Raw genomic sequence first — 15,802 nt, 5'->3', positions numbered from 1 at the left:
ACTATGTACGAGTGGTTTATCAGCCTCAGGTATCTGCGGGCAAAACATAAACAGCGTTTTATTTCGCTTATCTCGCTTATCTCAGTTGCAGGTATCACGGTTGGCGTCATCGCGCTGATCGTGGTGCTGTCTGTCTATTCCGGTTTCACAGACGGCTTACGCGACCAGATTTTAGGAGTCAACTCCCATATCATTGTTCAGAGATATGGTGGATCGATAGCTGATTATGAATTGAAACGCGAGCAGATCCTGACAGTTAAGGATGTAACAGGTGCCACACCGTACCTCTATACTCAGACACTGCTCAGCTCTTCTTTCGGTGGAAGCGGTGTTGTATTGCGAGGCATTGACCCTGAAACAGCTGAAAATGTAGTGGGTTTATCTAAACAGATGCTTAGTGGCTCGATCCACGACCTCGATCAGGAAAAGGATATTCGTATCCCGAACATCATACTCGGCAAAGCACTTGCCTCTGAGTTGCGAGTTGGAATAGGTGACAAGGTTCGTCTCGTCTCTCCTTCCGGTCCTCTCACCCCGATGGGTGTTATTCCAAAAATAAAGACATGCATGGTCAGCGGTATTTTTGAGACCGGCATGTTTGAATACGATTCAACACTTGCCTATATGTCTATCAAGGGAGTTCAGACTTTTCTTGGCGAAGGGAATATAGCACATGGGATAGAGGTTACGGTCAAGGAAAACAGACTTGATCAGGCCGATGAGGTTGGTGCTGATATCGTCAGAAAACTTGGCCCGGGTCATCTGGCAAAAGACTGGATGTCAATGAACCGCAACTTATTTGCCGCTTTTAAGCTCGAAAAAATCGGCATGTTTATCTGCCTTACACTAATCATTTTAGTGGCTGCACTGAATATTATCAGTGCGCTCATTATGGTTGTTATGGAAAAGAGTCGCGATATCGCTATCCTTAAGTCAATGGGTGCGACCTCGGCCTCAATAATGCGGATTTTCTTTCTGCAGGGAAGTATAATTGCCCTCACAGGCACCACGCTTGGTGTGCTTGGAGGCCTCGGGTTATGCGAACTACTCTCCAGATACAAATTTATCGAGCTACCGTCTAATGTTTATCCGATGACTACATTGCCGATAAAAGTTCTCCCCTTTGATGTAGGTCTCATTGCTATTGCATCAATTGTTATTACACTGCTTGCCACGCTTTATCCCTCATGGAAAGCTTCCCAGGTGCAACCTGCCGAGGTACTTTCATGAGTGCGCTTTTTGAAGCTCGGGGTATTAGTAAATCCTATATTTCCGGAAAAGACGAGTTAACAGTTCTTAACACTATTGATCTCTCTATCAATGCTGGAGAGATGGCCGCTATCGTTGGCGCTTCTGGTTCAGGCAAGACCACACTTTTACAAATATTGGGTACTCTTGCATCCCCGACAGGCGGAGACCTGTTTTTTAAAGGCGAGCGACTTACCGAAAAAAACGATGGTGAGCTTGCTCAATTTCGCAACAAATCTCTTGGTTTTATTTTCCAGTTCCATCACTTGTTACCTGAATTCAGCGCATTGGAAAATGTGATGATGCCGGCACTCATTGCAGGAAAAAAGAAAAAAGATGTTATAGAACCAGCCACAGAGTTACTCAAAAGTGTAGAACTTGACCATCGGCTGGACCACAGAGTTGCCGAGCTTTCAGGCGGCGAGCAGCAACGTACAGCCCTTGCCAGAGCCCTGATCATGAAACCGGCCCTACTCCTGGCCGATGAGCCCACAGGTAATCTTGACAGCCGCGCCGGCAATCTGGTCTTCAATCTGTTGGAGCAGCTTTGCAGGGAACGTTCACTTTCTGTGATAATGGTAACGCATAATATGGAGCTAGCCAGGAGAATGGACATTATCTTCAGGCTTAATGAACAGCGAATTATCCGGGAATAAATTAGAGGGGATAGAGAGCATCTTCAAGCGCCATTTAACGTATCATTATTTCGACACGCCTGTTTCTTGGCTCAGAAACATTATCTGGTGTAGCTATCAGCGGTTCATTTTCACCATGTGATCGTATCGTGATGTTTTGTAGAGATGGAATAATTTCAAGCAGCAATCCTTCAACAACTTTTGCCCTCATCAATGAGAGCTTATAGTTATGCTCCTTTTTGCCTACAGAATCTGTATGACCTATTATGCTGACTTCAGTGGGGAGATCCTGTACCACCTCTCTACTCATCTGTTTGAGAAGTCCCTTGGATTGATCGGTTAATTCACTAGTACCATTTCTAAAATACAGGATATAGATGACCGGACCCGGTGGTTGCGCAGCAAGCAGTGCTCCATATTCCAACTCAACTTTTCCCGGTGTAGTCTCTTTGGGCAACGTTGGCAGAATTCCTGTTGATGAAACTGAAGAATAGGAATACGCAGTATTCACAACTACCTCACCTCCCTCAGCTGTCATAACTACTTCCCCGACAGCGCCTGAATCCTCAGGCAACAGGATGAGTGTTGTTTTCGGACCGCAACCCGCTAACAAAAAAATTAACACTCCCCCGAAAAGGTACAATAATCGCATATTTTACATCCCCTGCTATTTAATGCCCGATTGAAAATCGTAAATTTTCCCAAGTTCGTCATTGGTCAGAAATTTTAATGCTAAAAACACGGTATATATTCAGTAGTTTTAACTTGCATGCCGCCTCAAACTTGAAAACATCTACAGGTTTTCGTTCAGGCACTATTTAACTGATAATATGAATCGAGTGCCACGAACACCAACAGTGGCTCTTGGAGTTTCTACGTTCACTTTCTCAGGAGCAAGTTTACTGAGTTTCCCGGAATTGTATATTATTTCACCACGTTTCATAAACAGTGAAAAATCATATTCCTTTGCCTCCGGCTGAAACAGATAATTTTTGATTTCCAACTCAGTACCAGCGCCGAGAGTTAATACTGTCCCGTCATGAAAAACTATACCTGCGCTGCTCATAGACTCGGTGATAATGGTGTCCCCTGAATGGAATTTCATACCGGGCGTAACATCAATGTTATCTTCAACCCGCATTATTTTTACTACTCCGGTGACCGTTTTGAAGAACCCTACGGGCTGTTCACCGGCTGAAGCAAGGCTGATTGTCATAAACAGTAAAAGCATAAAACCAAAAGAAATAACTTTCCCCACATCGACCTCCACCGGTTAGTCAGGTTTAATTATTTTCCATGGTACACCACAGATGTTTGTATTTACCAGTATTTTTAAATAAAAAAGGCGGGAGCAATCTACAGTCGATTGATCCCGCCTATATGAAAGTTGCATTTCGACAGTTTACATTTCCAAAATAATTATTGGTTCACTGCAGCAATGCTCTGGTACATCAAAAAGATAGCTTTGGAATTAAACCTTTAATAGCTTTCTCAACAGAATCGCTATCGGTTTTAGGAAGTATTTTTTCCGGGTTCAACTCCTCCTCAAGAGCCTTCTTCAAATCTTCAGTTTTTGGCAATTCACCTTCCAGCTGACTCTTTAATAAGCTTTCAAGGTCAGGACTGAATTCAGGCGAACTAAACGTACCTTTCACCAGTACGGGAACGAGTAAACCTGAATGTTGTTCAGTATCTCCCTGGCCTTTTAGGGTTGCCACAAACTTCGGTTTCACTTTCATATCGAGGACTTCGGAAACCAAATCGGCAGAACCTGCTACAGTGACGCGTATCAGAGGAGAAAGCATCGCTGTTTCCGGAGTATTGAAAAGGCCGTTTTTCAGAGTAAACGGTGCACGTAATTCGGCAAAATCTGTGCGAGGTTTCGCTGTAGGGTTCTCGGTCAGACCAAAACTCGCCTGAACATTTCTTACCATTCCAGCTAAATCTATTCCGACAATTGCCCCATCTTTAAAAAGTAACTGACCATTGCCGTTCAATGTCTTTTTAATCATTTCTGCGGAATCGCCTTTAAGCGTTATGGCAACATTTGATTCCAGCGTTCCTTCAAGCATATCTTTTTTTGCAAAATCTTTTAGCATTGGACCGACCTGGACCGCAGCTGTCTTCAAATCAACTGCTGTGACCGGAGAATTCCCCTGAACATTCAATGAAGCTGTTGAGTTGAATTTGCCACCATAGAGATCCATTGAAAAGGGAGTTAAATTAAAAACACCCTTATCTGCGGTAAGATGCATCTGAATATTTTCCACCTTGCCACCCTGAACCATGAGGGTACCGACCGTGAATGTAGTATCCAGTTTCAGTTTTCTAAGTGGCGCGTAATCAATCGCCTTCGCCTGAGCATCTTCTTTCTTTACAGTCTCTTGAGCCTGTTCCTTTTTAGGAGGCATATATTTATCAAGGTTAATTGCATCGAGATTTCCTTCAAACACCAGATTAAGCGGTGCAAATGCCTTCACGTCGCCTTTGAAATCAATGTTTGAACTGTCGAGTACAATTTTACCATTAGAGATCGCGACACTGTTTAGTCCACCGGCAACCTTTACACCAAGTGCGACAGCACTCAGCGCTGCAGGGTCGGAAGTCTCAACAGGAAACGACATCTGCAATGCTTCCATTAACTTTCGTGGAGAAAACTTTGCTACATCCAGAGTCAGATCATAGCTGAGATCTGTTGCGGGATTGTTCAATTTACCTGAAAGTTTTGCTTCCAGCTGACCAAGAGCACTCAATGTAAGATCAAGAGGCAGGCTACCCTGTCCCGGTTTTTTGCCAAGAGGACCAAACTGGCCGGCTAACCCAAGAGCGTTTCCATCAAGAACAGCACTGAATTCAAGAGCTATCGGCCGGTCCAGACTGACATCTTTGAGTTTAAGAGTAAGTCCTTTGATATCTTTAGTGATTCCATTTTGTTTATCAATGAACGTAACAGTACCGTTAAGAATTGCAAACTCACCAACCTCAATAGACTTCAGCGCAAAGTCACCACCGGATTCTGTTTTTTTCGCTTCTGGTTCTTCTGCTTTCTTGTCAGCACCGCCTAGCCCTTCCCAGTTAGCACTTCCGTCTTTTCGCCTTTCAAGATAAATCTGAGGACTGTCCAGGACGAAGCTGTCGACCTGTACCTCTTTCGACAGCAGTGGCATCACTTTCACATGAGCTTCAAAAGACTTAACCTTTACAAAACTCTCACTACCATACCCTTTCGGATTTCCAAGCTGAAAATCTGAAAACTCAATACCCACCCATGGAAATAGAGAAAGATTCAGATCACCACCCAAAGAAACTGTTCGACCTGTCACTTCTGCAACCTTCTCCTCAATCATCGGTTTGTACTGCTGTACATCGATAATCTTTGGGACTATCAAAACAGCTGCCACCACCAACACAACCATTCCGCCCAAGAGAAATAATAAAATCTTTAATAGTTTACCCATATTTTGCTCCAGTTTGCTTCTTAACAGTTAACCCCTAATCCCGTTTTTCGACTCAGGTTGAGATCGCTATCGGTAAAAAGATTTTTTACATTCGTATGTAGAATGTATAAGCGTAACCTTCCTGAATAGCAAATTAAAATCTCCTATCTCTTTCGCGAATCTCATGCAGTTTGCGATATCGTTTTTTTGACAATGCTCTGCCAGATTACTATTTTGACATACAAATGAAATTTGGGTTCAGAAGAATACACTTCAGGAGAAAAAACCTATGACAGACAATACACGAGCCATGGTATTGGCATCGTTTGCAGCCGATGCGCTCTCACTGAGTGCTCACTGGATTTACGACACAAATCAGATTGACGCAACATTTGGAATAATAGATCACATGCTCCCTCCCGGGGAAGGAAGTTATCACCCCACCAAGAGCACAGGAGAATTCACACATTACGGTGATCAGACACTACTACTCTTAAAACATCTGGCATCCAACAACGGCTTTGCGCTCGCCACTTTCGCCAAAGAATGGCAGGAATTCAACACAACCTACACAGGCTACGTTGACCACTCAACAAAGTCGACCCTTGCCGCTCTTAACGCTGGAACTTCACCAGATGCCGGAGGATCCAGCTCTACTGATCTGGGCGGACCGGCTCGAATTGCCCCCCTCATCTACTGGTATGCAAATAATCCGGATCTACTCATTAAAGCTGCTCAGGCCCAGACACGATTTACTCATGCAGGGCCAGGTGTAGATGTCGCGACTGAATTTATTGTAAAGCTGGCTCTGCTTGTACTTGAAGGACGATCACCGTCAGAAGCTGTCCATCAACTCGTGGATGAAGGTGTTCGTGATATTGATCTCGACATTCGTCTCAGGCGTTGTCTTGACTCCACCTTTATAAATACCAGGGATGTTATCGCAGAGTTTGGCCAAATGTGTAAAGTATCCTCAGCTTTACCGGGTGCCGTACACCTGATACTCACCTATCAGGGGGATCTGAGAGAAGCGCTTATTCAGAACGTAATGGCTGGCGGTGACTCTGCAGCCCGTGGTCTGGTGATCGGGATGATACTTGGTGCACATCAGGGGATGGATGGAATCGATGAAAGCTGGTTAAAAGATATGCAGGCAACATCAGAAATCAACACATATCTGGATAAGCGTATATAGCTCAAGTTGCCTGAAGGTAATTACATAATACCTATACGAATTACGCAAACGAATTACAAATATGTGTTTGGCTTTTTGAATCAATCATTGTGTTATATTCATGTATAGCAATAACACATTATAACTCCTTTATTTAATCAGGCAGCTATTGATATTTGAAGGTATTATTTGCACCTGGCACAATGCATGCAAGTACATGTGTGTGCAAGAGAGATGCACACTCTTTTTCTCAGCCCCCCTTATCGGGTAGATCAGTACAGCAAGTACAGGTCTACCCGATCCCCTTTTGTAGCCTCGTACATCCCCATTCACCTGAATGTTTTCTTGCTATAGTGGTTAATCCGAATTCCGCATCAACACCGTTTTTTGCAGATCCAGGAGAGTGACAAAGAATACTATTTTTGCTCAAAATCCATGTATTTTTCACAACATAAACACAACCATATACATGATGATGAAGTCTTTGATTACCTGCAGCAATATTGTCTGAAATTTCGATACGATTGACTGGTAAGCAAGTAAAGCGAAACTCCACAGAAGAGCCATTCTCCCGACAGCCTCCAGGAAACAAGCCACCCTGCTGCAGTACACTACCGAAAGTTGCTTGTAACACTTATCGCTGTTGTAAAATATATCGACACTACAGGGTGTAGTTCTTTTGACTTCAAACGACAAACACCCTGTTAGTTGAGATTGCAATCGTAAAAAACACTTTGAAATCAGGAGTTAACAGCGGTGCTTACATTTCGGGTTAAACCATAAAAACAAACAACCCGGCAAGTGTTATCAGAAAACTATAAGGCAGCATCAGTGATCTAGAGCTCACTTCATCATCTACGAGGATCCTGGCTATAACCCTATAGGTCGCATACATTGATGCCAGTAATCCACCAACCACTGTGAAAATCTGCAAGACATATGTACTGTCAGGGCTCAGAATACGTCCGTGCTCGAAAACTACCGACTTCCCAAGTAACTCCTGAATGGCAGGTACGATGCTTCCGGCATCTCTGACAAACACTTCAAAATGCACAGCCATATACCCACCAAGAATGAGCGGAATAAAACCGTACCCAAGCATAGGCAGAAGAAAGTTTTTATCCATACGGGCATGCCAGGACTGAACCTGCACCATAAGATAATATCCAACCTGAAAGATTAATATCAGCAGGAAGAAAACTAAACTTCCCCCAAGAAATTCAGGGACAGCGACTCCATAGACACGTATAGAATCGGAGAGCCACTCAACCAGCAGACTAAACTCACTGTGCAGGGCAAAAGGGAAAAAGATTGCCCCCAACGCAACAATAAGAAAACTATCAGCTCTGCGAGGAGTCTCAAGAGACCAAAGCTCCTGAGGTGCCAATCGCAAATTAAGATGAATGGAGCTGTTGTTACAGTTTTTGATACAATCACCGCAGATAATACAGTCACGATTATTATCTACGAGATAAGGATGACGAAACATTGGACAACCGCCCTTCTTTTCTCCGCCTCCAAAACAGTTATGTTCCGTACACCTGTTCATGCACACATGCCTGTTTGACCGCAACTCGATAATAGAAGGCATTGCGAAAATTGCATTGATCGCGCCTAGCGGACAGAGATACCTGCACCAGGTCCTGCGGGAATAAAGAACACTGCAGATACATGAGCCTATCGTTACTGCCAGAATAATCCATCCGGTAAGCAGAGGGTTCTCATAGGCGTTCCAGACCACCTCCACCCACAGCACAATTATACAGAGAACAGCCATTATCCAGCCAGAATGTTCTTTTATAAACTGAGGTGTATTCTTTCGTGGTTTTATGAGGTTCTGCAACTGTTTACCCGGCATTGCCAGACTACAGACACTGCACCATGTTCGTGCCAGAAAGAAGAAGGAGAAAAAGAGTAGTGGCCAGCCGATTGCCCAGCTCATAATCAGGCCGATATTTTTATCAGGTTCACGTGGCCCCAGAAAGAGCGCCAGCACTGTTGCAAGGATTATAAGGCCGACAATACCCTGTGGAATAGTAGGAAACTTATTACTGGTTATAAACCGTTTAACAAGTGGGAAACGAAGAATATTAAATTCCCATTTCCCTTCTGACTTTGGAAGACCAAGAAGGATGTGATCGGAAAGCAACTCATCTTCGTTGGCAAGCATCACTGCACGACGCAGCACACTGGAAAGTTCAGTCAGATTGCCGGGCCAGTCGTAATTCATCAGGTTGCCAAGCGTCTCGGGCGAAGCCTTTGTGATATTCTTTCCATACTCCTTGCTGAACCTGCCAAGATAGTGCTCGACCAGGCGGGGTAAATCGCGTTTATGCTCCCTAAGTGATGGAACACTGAAATGCTGCCTGCGGAAGAGTTCCATCATTTCAGGCACAATTTTTCCGGTCTTCTCAAGGTAATCAAGATCATAAATCGAGATAAAAACTACCCTGGACTGCATAGCTATAGGGCTGTCACTGTCTATATGAGTAAAGGTATTACTCTCAATTGCCTTGACGATCTTTCGCTGAAGCTCGTGCGGCATGAGGCGTATATGATGAAAGGCAATTGTGCCGCCGCAACCTCGTTCAAAAACACCAGCCTGCTGAGCCTGCGCAAAAGGGTAATTTGATTTTTTTGTACCGAAAAGCTTTCGCTCAAGAAGAACCTGATCATGGTCACGTAAATCAAACTCGACATACGGGCCCTCAGATCTTCCGCTTTCAGCGTGAATCTGCCTGGCAATGATCTTCTTACCAGTCCCGGATTCGCCAGTTAATACATACGGTGCGTTATTTGCTGCGAAGGCGCTGATAACTGTCTGGGCCTGTCTTGCCGATTTGGAATCGTAGATAATGTTCTGCTTTTTCTTTTCCAGCCGTCGCAGTTTTATCTGGGACAGGTTTCTTTCACGGAAAAGAATAACATCATCAGCACTTGATTTGGCGTGGGGATCATTGGAACTGGCAGTGTCGGCCTGATCCAGATAAGCAACACGTAGACGCTCTGCGAGCACAGCATCAAGCTGTTTATGAATAAGAGGATTACCAAGCAGAACCGAACGAAAAATACGCGGTTCAAAACAGATTACAACAAGATCAAAGAGGGCTTTCACACTGAGCGATCGGGGTTTACCTGTAAGTATCCCGGTTTCACCGAAATGCCCACCCTGCGATACCCTGCCTACAACCCTGCTGTCGCCATCTTCTCTTTCGAGAACCAGCTCAACCTCTCCCTGGGCCACAACATAAAAAAGTTCACTGGCTTCCCCCTGCTGGTAGATATAATCACCTTCAGGGACGATCTGTACTCTGCAAAAATCAGCATACGTTTCAAGATCGGATTGACTTACATCAGCAAACAGAATCGAGTGGTGCAGATGCTGTGCTATCAGTTGTTTCTTCATTTAATTATCAGACCTGCCTGCTCCATACTAGGCCGCAACCACTTGGGAAAAACCGAAAATCTGTAGCAAATTTGATAAAAATACATGCAAACAGTTCTGAACGGTTTCGTAGTACTGCAACTTCTTATTGTGGCTGCTCCTGCTGCCCGATTGATCGAAGATGACTACGCAAAACTTCAGCAAGTAAAGGGGCAACTGAATATACATCCAACAAATTATCACTACACCTTCCCGGAAATGAGTCGGATCCAATTATCCTGGTCACCGGGCTGGCTTCAAATTTTTCTCGTGCTCCACCGGCCAACACCAGATGGGTTGCCATAACCGCCACATCACGGGCTCCGGCGTCGAGACATCTCTCAGCAGTCTGTATTATCGATCCACCGGTTCTGATCATATCATCGCAAACGATAGCCACTTTGCCTTTAACTACGCTGGATACCTGACTGACGATGGTCTTGTCTGTATCATATCTGTCCTTATCGGCTGCGGTATGTGGACAATCAAGAAGACTGGCAAGTCGTGCCACCCGCTTCGAAAAACCGTAATCAGGTGAAACAAGCACGTAATCTGTTAATCCAGATGCGCGTATCTTATCGACTACCAAACGATCAGTCCAAATATGTTGAGTACGGATTTCACCGGCATGAGCGTGAAGGACAGCTTCGGAATGCAGATCCACAAAAGCAACAAAGTCAGGTCGTGTCCTGAAAAGCTGGCGGGTACGGGTTATACCTTTTGGAATTTCATAAGAATTGGGTTTAGCCCTTTCCATGGTAGAGTAGCCCATGTACGGGATAACCACATTAATTGATGCAGCATTCCAGTACCGTCCTCCCTGGATGAGATCAAGAATCTCCTGGTATGATGATTCTGTATGGGTTGCCCCCACTATCACCAGATCCTTTCCTGAGATCGAAGTAGGAAAGGCGTGATAACATTCACCATCAGAAAATTGTTTCCGGATCATCTCCGAAAAAGCAACCCCTGTATATTCAGCAACCTTTCGTCCCAGATCCCGCGATGCCTCATTGGCAACGATGACGATATCGGATTTACCTGTCATGCCAGATCTCCTGTTCAGGAGAAAATGCCCGTGATGAGCATCTTCTCCTTATCCAGACTACAGTGCAGCGACAATGGCGTCTCCCATTGCTGCTGTTCCTACGGCTTTACTCTTATCTATAGCTATATCAGCTGTGCATATTCCTTTCTCAAGAGTCGCCTCTACCGCAGCATCAATAGCATCAGCAGCTTCATCAAGACCAAAACTGTAACGCAGCATCATTGAAGCAGAGAGAATCTCGGCTATAGGATTAGCAATTCCCTGACCAGCGATATCCGGTGCGGAACCACCTGCAGGCTCATAAAGACCAAACTTATCTGCATTAAGGGATGCAGAAGCCAGAAGACCCATAGAACCGGTAAGCATTGCAGCCTCATCGGAGATAATATCACCGAACATGTTGCCGCAAAGCAAAACATCAAACTGATGCGGATCACGCACAAGCTGCATGGTCGCATTGTCTACATAGATGTGATTAAGCTCAACATCAGGATATTCTTTGTGGATCTCGATAACTACCTCACGCCAGAGCACCATTGTGGTCAGAACGTTGGCCTTATCAACAGATGTAACTTTGTTGCTGCGAAGTCGGGCAGCTTCAAATGCCATACGGGTAATTCGCTCGATTTCCGCACGGGTGTAGGTCATTGTGTCATAAGCACGCTCTTCAGGCCCTTCACCTTCACGACCTTTTGGCTGACCAAAGTAAATATCAGAAGTCAGCTCACGCATGCAGAGAATATCAAAACCATCACCTACAATATCAGGCCTGAGTGGACATGCAGCTGTAAGCGACTTGAACACTTTGGCAGGTCTCAGGTTGCAAAACAGATCAAAATGTTTTCTCAGCGGCAGCAAAGCAGCTCGTTCCGGTTGCTCCTGAGGCGGCAGGCTTTCCCATTTTGGACCACCTACGGAGCCAAAAAGGATAGCATCACTCTTCTCACACAACTCAAGAGTAGCAGGCGGAAGCGCCTCACCATGATTGTCAATTGCTATACCACCAACGTCAGCGTGGGTGTACGAAAGTTCAAAAGAGAACTTTTTCTGGGCAGCATCAAGTACCTTGATAGCCTCTGCCATCACCTCCGGACCAATACCGTCACCCGGCAGAACCGCTATTTTCTTCATCTGATCTCCTTCCAACACGTTCAATTCGCATAATGCGAACCATAGTTACACACCACCCTGAGATCATAACATGAGTTATGTCCAGGGAAGCATTTTTACCAAATTATCTCGTTTTTTGCTACTGCTATAACCCGGAACGGGTCTTGAATACGACTAAAGCCCTCTCAGCAGAAGAGAAAGGCAACACACTAGACACGACCTGCGATTGCACAAAATGCAAGCTCTGCACAATGTCGCTAGCCCTGTCAACTTCTTCCTGCCATTTAGGACCTTTCATACAGATTATCTGTAGATCCGGATGACTAAACCGTACCACCATCTCAAGAAACGGAGCCACCTCATTTACAGCCCTGCTGGTAATATGAGTAAATACTGTCTCTGAGGGCAACTGCACTTCATCTTCAATCCTGCACGCCAGAACATCGACCTGTGTAAGCGCCAGAGTGCGGACAATATGTTTGAGAAAGGAAACACGCTTTAGCCGGGGCTCAACCAGAGTAAGCCGAATAGACGGATCTGCAGCCCCGAGTATGAGGCCCGGAAATCCGCCACCTGTACCAACATCAAGCAGATGCACATCGCCACCCTGCAAAAGCGGCAGGAGGGTCAGCGAATCTAGAAAGTGATTCTCGATGATCAGGTCGTCTCCAGATCCTTTAGCGATCAGATTGACCTTACGATTCCATTTTTTCAACTCGACAAAATAGATATGCAACCGGTCTACGGCATCGTCATCAAGATCGATTTTCAAGCGACTCAGCCCTTCGACAAGTCGCTCCTTAAATGTATTGCTATTCTTTTTATCACTCACAGAATACGGCCCGCTCACTTAACACGCACTGCTACAGAGTTTGCATGGGCAGTCAGCCCCTCAAGATTTGCCAGTCGCTGGATATGTTCACTATCTGCTCTCAAGGCATTTTCCGAGTAACTGATGATTGAGCATTTCTTTAAAAATGTTTCCACACCAAGCGCAGAGGCAAAACGCGCAGTGCCCATAGTAGGCAGTACATGATTAGGGCCTGCCACATAATCACCGGCCGCTTCAGGGGTATTATTACCAAGGAAAATTGCACCTGCGTGACGTACGTGAGGCACCTGTGACCACGGATCGTTAATCATCAATTCCAAATGTTCTATTGCGATATCATTTGCCAGACTAATAGCCTCAGTCAAATCGGCAGCAACCAGAATCACACCCCGGTTTTTCAATGAAGTCTGGGCTATACTTTTACGTGACAACGTTGCAAGCTGCCTCTCAAGCTCTGCTGGAATTGCTGCTGCCAGCTGTGCATCGGTTGTAACAACCACTGCAAGAGCCAGCAGATCGTGCTCAGCCTGAGCGAGCATATCTGCTGCAACATTTTCGACTTTTGCGGTGTCGTCAGCAACAATCAACACTTCAGATGGCCCCGCAATCATATCAATTCGCACCATACCTGAAACCAGACGCTTTGCTTCTGTTACATACTGATTACCAGGGCCAACAATTACATCAACCTTTGGGATAGATTCGGTACCATAAGCAAGAGCAGCAACAGCCCAGGCAGATCCGGCTTTAAAGATCTGGGTAATTCCTATCTCTTGCGCCGCCACCAGCAGATGCGGATTAATTTTACCATGCTCGTCTGGAGGAGTAACCATTACCCGCTCATGCACACCGGCGATTCCCGCAGGAATGCCGTTCATCAAGACCGATGAAACAAGAGGAGTTGAACCACCCTGCCCACCCGGAACGTAGAGCCCGGCAGTATCGACTGGACGAACAAGCCTACCGACGATGGTGCCGTCTTCACGGGTCTGCATCCAGGAATCTTCCATCTCACGCTCATGAAATGACTGAATGCGATCGATAGCAAGGCTAAGGGTTTCAAGAAATTTTTCATCAACCTCTGTATATGCGGCCTGCAATTCCTCACTGCTAACCTGCAAGGTTTCAACTGTCAGGTTTGGGGAATCAAAACGACGACCATATTCAACGACAGCTTCATCCTTTCGCTCACGAACCGCTTGAATAATCTCTTCCACTGCCTTTTGACAGGAGTTGTCCGCAGCCTGAAAACGCTGCAGTAAGGAGGTGATAGTTTTCTCGCCCTCAGAGCTGGATGTCGATACAGGTGTAATTATCATGATATATTTATATAGGTAGCTGGTATGGGAAACTATACACGTTTCGCCTAAATGATATGGCTAGCCGCACCTCTAATGCAGCTATGTTGCTGGTAGTGCGGGACACTATACGCCATTTCCCTCGTAAAATAAAGAGCGGCAGACCTTCGGAAGGGACAGAATATAGCTCACCTATTGCAAAATACAAACAAATTGCGTCAAGCTCTGCCTATTTTCCCGACTACACCCAATTAGATCCTCTTACCTACCGTGTTGACTTTATTTTTTCTTCTGAGTGCTTAATTTAGTATCGCTTAAACGTATTATAGACTTGCCAGAGGCTAAAAAGATAATATAGTGAGTCGCTTGGAGCCTACCTATTGAACATTACCGGAGTTACTGTATGGATTTTGAACCCAAATGGATTGCCTGGGAGATTACCCGTCGCTGCAACCTCAAATGTGTCCACTGTCGCTCATCTTCAGAGTTACAGGCACACGAACACCCAGACTTTACCCTCGATGAAGCAAAAAAAATCCTCGACGACATTGCCTCCTACGCAAGTCCGGTTATGGTTCTTTCCGGTGGCGAACCGCTGCTGAGAAAAGATGTTTTTGAAATTGCCCGATACGGTACAGATCTTGGATTTCGAATGTGTTTGGCTACCAACGGCACACTGGTCACTGACGAGATCTGCGAGAAAATCAAAAAAGCAGATATCCGTATGGTTTCACTCAGTCTTGATGGAGCCTGCGCTGAAACCCACGACGATTTCAGAAACCAGAAAGGTGCTTTTGAAGGGACACTTAAAGCCATTGAGTTGTTTAATAAGCACGGGATTCCGTTTCTCGTCAACTCCTCGTTTACAGTCCGCAACCAGAAAGAAATTCCGGATATTTACAAGCTCGTAAAAAAGCTTGGAGCATCAGCCTGGTATATGTTCATGATTGTGCCAACAGGACGTGGCGAAGATATTATGGAGGAGCTCATTCCGGAAAAACTGTACGACGAGATCCTTGACTGGCATTACGAGGTGGAAAAACAAGAAAATGAACTATTGATGCGACCAACCTGCGCTCCGCATTATTATCGAATCGTTCGCCAGAAAGCGAAAGAAGACGGTGAAAAGCACGTACGTCGTAATCTGAAGTTTTCTACAGGTGGTTCAAAAGGATGTCTTGCCGGACAGCTTATCTGTCTGATTGATGTGGATGGTGAGATCCTGCCATGCAGTTATTTCCCGAAATCAGCTGGCAACGTTAAAACCACTCCATTTAAGGACATCTGGGAAAATTCAGACCTCTTCCTGCAGCTTCGCGATTTCAAGAGTTACAAAGGCAATTGCGGCCAGTGTGAATACGTTGGAGTCTGCGGTGGATGCCGCGCAAGATCATACGCCATGACCGGCGATTATCTTGCCCAGGAGCCATTCTGCAGCTATACTCCATTAAAAGTGCAGCGAGCAAAAGATAGCGAGTAGATTCAACCAGGACATTTTCGAAGGATTTTCTGTGAGTATCGATTTTCTTACTCATGACGCATTGATCGTGAAATACATCTCAGAAGCTCTTCGATGACTGGTGAATCTAATACACC

Annotated in this window: 13 protein-coding genes; 4 read left to right on the top strand and 9 right to left on the bottom strand. The window is 45.3% G+C overall.

Annotated features, from left to right (window positions below):
* Positions 1-3 precede the first annotated feature (3 nt).
* Together FCL46_RS06010 and FCL46_RS06005 are read left to right on the top strand one after the other, a co-directional pair.
* Positions 4-1,230, top strand: coding sequence for a lipoprotein-releasing ABC transporter permease subunit (locus FCL46_RS06010; RefSeq protein ID WP_136805470.1), 1,227 nt, complete (start codon positions 4-6; stop codon positions 1,228-1,230).
* Positions 1,227-1,904 carry an ABC transporter ATP-binding protein gene (locus FCL46_RS06005; protein ID WP_136805469.1) on the top strand — a complete coding sequence of 226 codons (678 nt, stop codon included), beginning with the start codon at positions 1,227-1,229 and terminating at the stop codon, positions 1,902-1,904. The genes FCL46_RS06010 and FCL46_RS06005 overlap by 4 nt, the downstream gene beginning before the upstream one ends.
* Positions 1,905-1,938: 34 nt before the next feature.
* On the opposite strand, the gene FCL46_RS06000 is transcribed toward FCL46_RS06005, so the two are convergent.
* From FCL46_RS06000 to FCL46_RS05990, 3 genes are all read right to left on the bottom strand, one after another.
* The gene (locus FCL46_RS06000) at positions 1,939-2,535 is read right to left on the bottom strand and encodes an OmpA family protein (protein ID WP_136805468.1); all 597 of its coding nucleotides are present in this window, start codon (positions 2,533-2,535) and stop codon (positions 1,939-1,941) included.
* 162 nt (positions 2,536-2,697) lie between these two features.
* Complete coding sequence (locus FCL46_RS05995; protein ID WP_136805467.1) at positions 2,698-3,141, bottom strand: FecR family protein; 444 nt, start codon at positions 3,139-3,141, stop codon at positions 2,698-2,700.
* Positions 3,142-3,334: 193 nt separating this feature from the next.
* Positions 3,335-5,341 carry an AsmA family protein gene (locus tag FCL46_RS05990; protein WP_136805466.1) on the bottom strand — a complete coding sequence of 669 codons (2,007 nt, stop codon included), beginning with the start codon at positions 5,339-5,341 and terminating at the stop codon, positions 3,335-3,337.
* Positions 5,342-5,609: 268 nt separating this feature from the next.
* Between FCL46_RS05990 and FCL46_RS05985 the strand changes: the two genes are divergently transcribed.
* Positions 5,610-6,515, top strand: a complete 906-nt coding sequence (locus tag FCL46_RS05985) for an ADP-ribosylglycohydrolase family protein (protein WP_136805465.1) — start codon at positions 5,610-5,612, stop codon at positions 6,513-6,515.
* A gap of 271 nt (positions 6,516-6,786) precedes the next feature.
* Here FCL46_RS05985 and FCL46_RS05980 read toward each other — a convergent pair whose 3' ends face one another.
* The 6 genes from FCL46_RS05980 to hisD all read right to left on the bottom strand — a co-directional run bounded on the left by FCL46_RS05980 (position 6,787) and on the right by hisD (position 14,227).
* The gene (locus FCL46_RS05980; protein WP_136805464.1) at positions 6,787-7,128 is read right to left on the bottom strand and encodes a hypothetical protein; all 342 of its coding nucleotides are present in this window, start codon (positions 7,126-7,128) and stop codon (positions 6,787-6,789) included.
* Between the two features lie 138 nt (positions 7,129-7,266).
* Entirely contained in the window at positions 7,267-9,900 is a 2,634-nt protein-coding gene (locus tag FCL46_RS05975; RefSeq protein ID WP_136805463.1) for a sigma 54-interacting transcriptional regulator, read from the bottom strand.
* A gap of 124 nt (positions 9,901-10,024) precedes the next feature.
* The gene (locus FCL46_RS05970; protein ID WP_136805462.1) at positions 10,025-10,966 is read right to left on the bottom strand and encodes a ribose-phosphate diphosphokinase; all 942 of its coding nucleotides are present in this window, start codon (positions 10,964-10,966) and stop codon (positions 10,025-10,027) included.
* Between the two features lie 57 nt (positions 10,967-11,023).
* Positions 11,024-12,097 (bottom strand): 3-isopropylmalate dehydrogenase, encoded by a 1,074-nt coding sequence (gene leuB / locus FCL46_RS05965; protein ID WP_136805461.1) that lies wholly within the window; start codon positions 12,095-12,097, stop codon positions 11,024-11,026.
* 124 nt (positions 12,098-12,221) lie between these two features.
* Positions 12,222-12,908 carry a 16S rRNA (guanine(527)-N(7))-methyltransferase RsmG gene (gene rsmG, locus FCL46_RS05960; protein WP_228723337.1) on the bottom strand — a complete coding sequence of 229 codons (687 nt, stop codon included), beginning with the start codon at positions 12,906-12,908 and terminating at the stop codon, positions 12,222-12,224.
* A 14-nt stretch (positions 12,909-12,922) separates the two neighbouring features.
* The gene (gene hisD, locus FCL46_RS05955) at positions 12,923-14,227 is read right to left on the bottom strand and encodes a histidinol dehydrogenase (protein WP_136805460.1); all 1,305 of its coding nucleotides are present in this window, start codon (positions 14,225-14,227) and stop codon (positions 12,923-12,925) included.
* A gap of 382 nt (positions 14,228-14,609) precedes the next feature.
* Between hisD and FCL46_RS05950 the strand changes: the two genes are divergently transcribed.
* Complete coding sequence (locus FCL46_RS05950; protein ID WP_136805459.1) at positions 14,610-15,686, top strand: radical SAM/SPASM domain-containing protein; 1,077 nt, start codon at positions 14,610-14,612, stop codon at positions 15,684-15,686.
* The last annotated feature ends 116 nt before the right edge of the window (positions 15,687-15,802 follow it).

It is taken from the genome of Desulfosediminicola flagellatus (assembly GCF_005116655.2).
GTDB lineage: Bacteria > Desulfobacterota > Desulfobulbia > Desulfobulbales > Desulfocapsaceae > Desulfopila > Desulfopila flagellata.
Note: the sequence above shows the minus strand (reverse complement) of the source record. Positions and strands in the feature narration are given on the sequence as shown.

Coding starts and splice junctions, on each gene's coding strand:
- FCL46_RS06010 (WP_136805470.1), top strand. CDS start 4: ATGTACGAGTGGTTTATCAGCCTCAGGTATCTGCGGGCAAAACATAAA.
- FCL46_RS06005 (WP_136805469.1), top strand. CDS start 1,227: ATGAGTGCGCTTTTTGAAGCTCGGGGTATTAGTAAATCCTATATTTCC.
- FCL46_RS06000 (WP_136805468.1), bottom strand. CDS start 2,535: ATGCGATTATTGTACCTTTTCGGGGGAGTGTTAATTTTTTTGTTAGCG.
- FCL46_RS05990 (WP_136805466.1), bottom strand. CDS start 5,341: ATGGGTAAACTATTAAAGATTTTATTATTTCTCTTGGGCGGAATGGTT.
- FCL46_RS05985 (WP_136805465.1), top strand. CDS start 5,610: ATGACAGACAATACACGAGCCATGGTATTGGCATCGTTTGCAGCCGAT.
- FCL46_RS05975 (WP_136805463.1), bottom strand. CDS start 9,900: ATGAAGAAACAACTGATAGCACAGCATCTGCACCACTCGATTCTGTTT.
- FCL46_RS05970 (WP_136805462.1), bottom strand. CDS start 10,966: ATGACAGGTAAATCCGATATCGTCATCGTTGCCAATGAGGCATCGCGG.
- leuB (WP_136805461.1), bottom strand. CDS start 12,097: ATGAAGAAAATAGCGGTTCTGCCGGGTGACGGTATTGGTCCGGAGGTG.
- hisD (WP_136805460.1), bottom strand. CDS start 14,227: ATGATAATTACACCTGTATCGACATCCAGCTCTGAGGGCGAGAAAACT.
- FCL46_RS05950 (WP_136805459.1), top strand. CDS start 14,610: ATGGATTTTGAACCCAAATGGATTGCCTGGGAGATTACCCGTCGCTGC.